Source organism: Pseudomonas sp. AGC41, from assembly GCF_057334555.1.
Window position 1 is genome coordinate 17,410 of sequence record NZ_JBHFJB010000148.1, and the last position, 3,371, is coordinate 20,780.

General features: G+C 62.6%; 2 protein-coding genes. One reads left to right on the plus strand and one right to left on the minus strand.

The window, feature by feature from the left end; translation table 11 throughout:
• Window positions 1-31: 31 nt before the first annotated feature.
• Window positions 32-1,768, minus strand: a complete 1,737-nt coding sequence (locus ACE04F_RS24390) for an IlvD/Edd family dehydratase (RefSeq protein ID WP_181290491.1) — start codon at window positions 1,766-1,768, stop codon at window positions 32-34.
• Between the two features lie 193 nt (window positions 1,769-1,961).
• Between ACE04F_RS24390 and ACE04F_RS24395 the strand changes: the two genes are divergently transcribed.
• Window positions 1,962-3,284: an MFS transporter gene (locus ACE04F_RS24395; RefSeq protein WP_486110264.1), complete on the plus strand. Its 1,323-nt coding sequence runs from the start codon at window positions 1,962-1,964 to the stop codon at window positions 3,282-3,284.
• The last annotated feature ends 87 nt before the right edge of the window (window positions 3,285-3,371 follow it).

Here is a 3,371-nt window from a genome sequence, read left to right on the forward strand (position 1 = left end):
CCCCCCCCCCCCCCCACAGGGGGATGGGGCGTCAATGGGAATGACGCGGCACCTCGGCGCCGCGGCAGCCCACCAGGAAGTCGAAGTCGCAACCCTGGTCGGCTTGCAGCACATGGTCGATGTACAGCTGGCGGTAGCCACCGACCAGCAATTGTTGCGGTGGCGCCAGGTCGGCCAGGCGCGCGGCAAGTTCGGCGTCCGGGATGTCCAGGTGCAAGCGGCCGCTGGCGCAATCGAGTTCGATCCAGTCACCTTCTTTCACCGCGGCCAAAGGCCCACCGGCTGCGGCTTCCGGTGCCACATGCAGCACCACGGTGCCGTAGGCGGTGCCGCTCATGCGCGCATCGGAAATCCGCACCATGTCCGTCACGCCCTGGGCCAGGAGTTTGGCTGGCAAGCCCATGTTGCCGACTTCGGCCATGCCCGGATAACCCTTCGGCCCGCAGTTCTTCATGACCAGGATCGAGTCAGCATCGACGTCGAGCTCCGGATCGTTGATCCGCGCCTTGTACTCGTCGAAGTTCTCGAACACCACCGCGCGACCGCGATGCTGCATCAGTTCGGCGGTGGCCGCGGATGGCTTGAGCACTGCGCCCAATGGCGCCAGGTTGCCGCGCAATACGCAGATGCCGCCGTCGGCGCGGATCGGGTTGTCGAGGGTGCGAATGACTTCGTCCTGGCCGTAGATCGGCGCGTCCTTGGTGTTTTCGCCGAGGCTCTTGCCATTCACCGTCAGTGCGTTCGGGTGGGGGATCAGGTTGGCTTCGCCGAGGCGTCGGAGCACGGCAGGCAGGCCGCCGGCGTAGTAGAACTCTTCCATCAGGAAGCGCCCGGACGGTTGCAGGTCGACAATGGTCGGCATGCCGCGACCGATGCGGGTCCAGTCGTCCAGGTCCAGCTGCACGCCGATGCGCCCGGCGATGGCCTTGAGGTGAATCACCGCGTTGGTCGAGCCGCCGATGGCAGCGTTGACGCGGATCGCGTTTTCGAAGGCTTCCTTGGTCAGGATCTTCGACAGCTTCAGGTCTTCGCGGACCATTTCCACGGCGCGCATGCCGGACATGTGCGCCAACACATAGCGGCGCGCATCCACTGCCGGGATCGCCGCATTATGCGGCAGCGAGGTGCCAAGCGCTTCGGCCATGCAGGCCATGGTCGACGCCGTGCCCATGGTGTTGCAGGTACCGGCCGAGCGGGACATGCCGCCCTCGGCCGCGAGAAAGTCATCGATGGTGATGGTGCCGGCCTTGACCTGTTCGCTCAGCTGCCAGACCACGGTGCCCGAGCCGATGTCCTGGCCCTTGTGCTTGCCGTTGAGCATCGGCCCGCCGGTGACAACGATGGCCGGCACGTCGCAACTGGCGGCGCCCATCAGCAGGGCCGGAGTGGTCTTGTCGCAACCGGTGAGCAACACCACGCCGTCAATCGGATTGCCGCGAATCGCCTCTTCCACGTCCATGCTCGCCAGGTTGCGGGTCAGCATGGCGGTGGGGCGCAGGTTCGATTCGCCGTTGGAGAACACCGGGAACTCCACCGGGAAGCCCCCGGCCTCGATCACGCCGCGCTTGACGTGCTCGGCGATCTGCCGGAAATGCGCGTTGCACGGTGTCAGCTCCGACCAGGTGTTGCAGATACCGATGATCGGCTTGCCATGGAACTGGTGGTCGGCGATGCCCTGATTTTTCATCCAGCTGCGGTACATGAAGCCGTTTTTGTCGGCGGTGCCAAACCATTGGGCCGAGCGCAGGGAGGGTTTCTTATCAGACATGATCGATTCTCTTATTGTATGACTATATTGTTCGAGCTGAAGCGTAACATAAGCGCAATTTCCGCCGTTTGGAAGTGTTGTTGGGTAAATAGTATTACTATATAGTCCGATTTAACGGAGGGATTGTCCTGGCGGTCATTCGCGAGAGAAATCCCCCGAGGTTCTATAACAACAACAATCGGAGACCGGTCCCATGAGCCAGGAACTGCGGCTTATACGTCGCATCACCCTCAAACTGATTCCCTTCCTGATCCTGCTGTATCTGATCGCCTACGTGGATCGCTCCGCCGTGGGCTTTGCCAAGTTGCACATGGGCGCGGACATCGGCATCGGCGACGCCGCCTACGGCCTCGGCGCGGGGCTGTTCTTCATCGGTTATTTCCTCCTGGAGATTCCCAGCAACCTGATGCTGGAACGCTTCGGTGCGCGGCGCTGGTTTGCCCGGATCATGATCACTTGGGGCGCAATCACCATCGGCATGGCTTTTGTGCAGGGGCCCTATAGTTTCTACGTGATGCGCTTTCTGCTGGGCGCGGCCGAAGCCGGGTTTTTCCCAGGCGTGCTGTACTACATCACCCAGTGGTTCCCGGTGCGCCATCGCGGCAAGATCCTCGGGCTGTTCATTCTTTCCCAACCCATTGCGATGATGATCACCGGCCCCGTGTCCGGTGGCCTGCTGGGCATGGACGGCATCCTCGGCCTCCACGGCTGGCAGTGGTTGTTCATCGTCATCGGCCTGCCGGCAGTGCTGTTGACCTGGCCGGTGCTGCGTTATCTGCCGGACGGCCCGCAACAGGTCAAATGGATGGACCAGGCCGAGAAGGACTGGGTGACCGGTGAGCTGAAAAAGGACCTGGAAGAATACGGCCAGACCCGCCACGGCAACCCGCTGCATGCTCTCAAGGACAAGCGCGTCCTGCTGCTGGCGCTGTTCTACCTGCCGGTGACCCTGAGCATCTACGGCCTGGGGCTGTGGCTGCCGACGCTGATCAAGCAGTTCGGCGGCAGTGACCTGGTGACCGGTTTCGTCTCTTCGGTGCCGTATATCTTCGGCATCGTCGGCCTGCTGATCATTCCGCGCAGCTCCGACCGGTTGAATGACCGTTACGGTCACCTGGCCGTGTTGTATGTGTTGGGCGCCATTGGCCTGTTCCTCAGTGCCTGGTTGACGGTGCCGGTGCTGCAACTGGCGGCGTTGTGCCTGGTGGCGTTTGCGCTGTTTTCCTGCACGGCGGTGTTCTGGACCTTGCCGGGGCGGTTTTTTGCTGGTGCCAGCGCGGCGGCGGGCATTGCCTTGATCAACTCGGTAGGGAACCTGGGCGGCTACATCGGCCCGTTCGTGATCGGCGCGTTGAAGGAATACACCGGCAACCTGGCGTCCGGGCTGTACTTCCTGTCGTGCGTGATGGTGTTCGGCCTGGTGCTGACCGGCGTGGTCTATCGCTTGCTCGAACGCAAGCACGTGTTGCCGCCTGACCAGTTCGCGGCAAGCGCCCGCGGGGCGACGCGTAGCTGAATCTGAGGGCTGACGCTGATCAAACTGTGGGAGCGAGCCTGCTCGCGAAAGCGGTTTTCCATCCACCAATAATGTCGACTGTCAGAC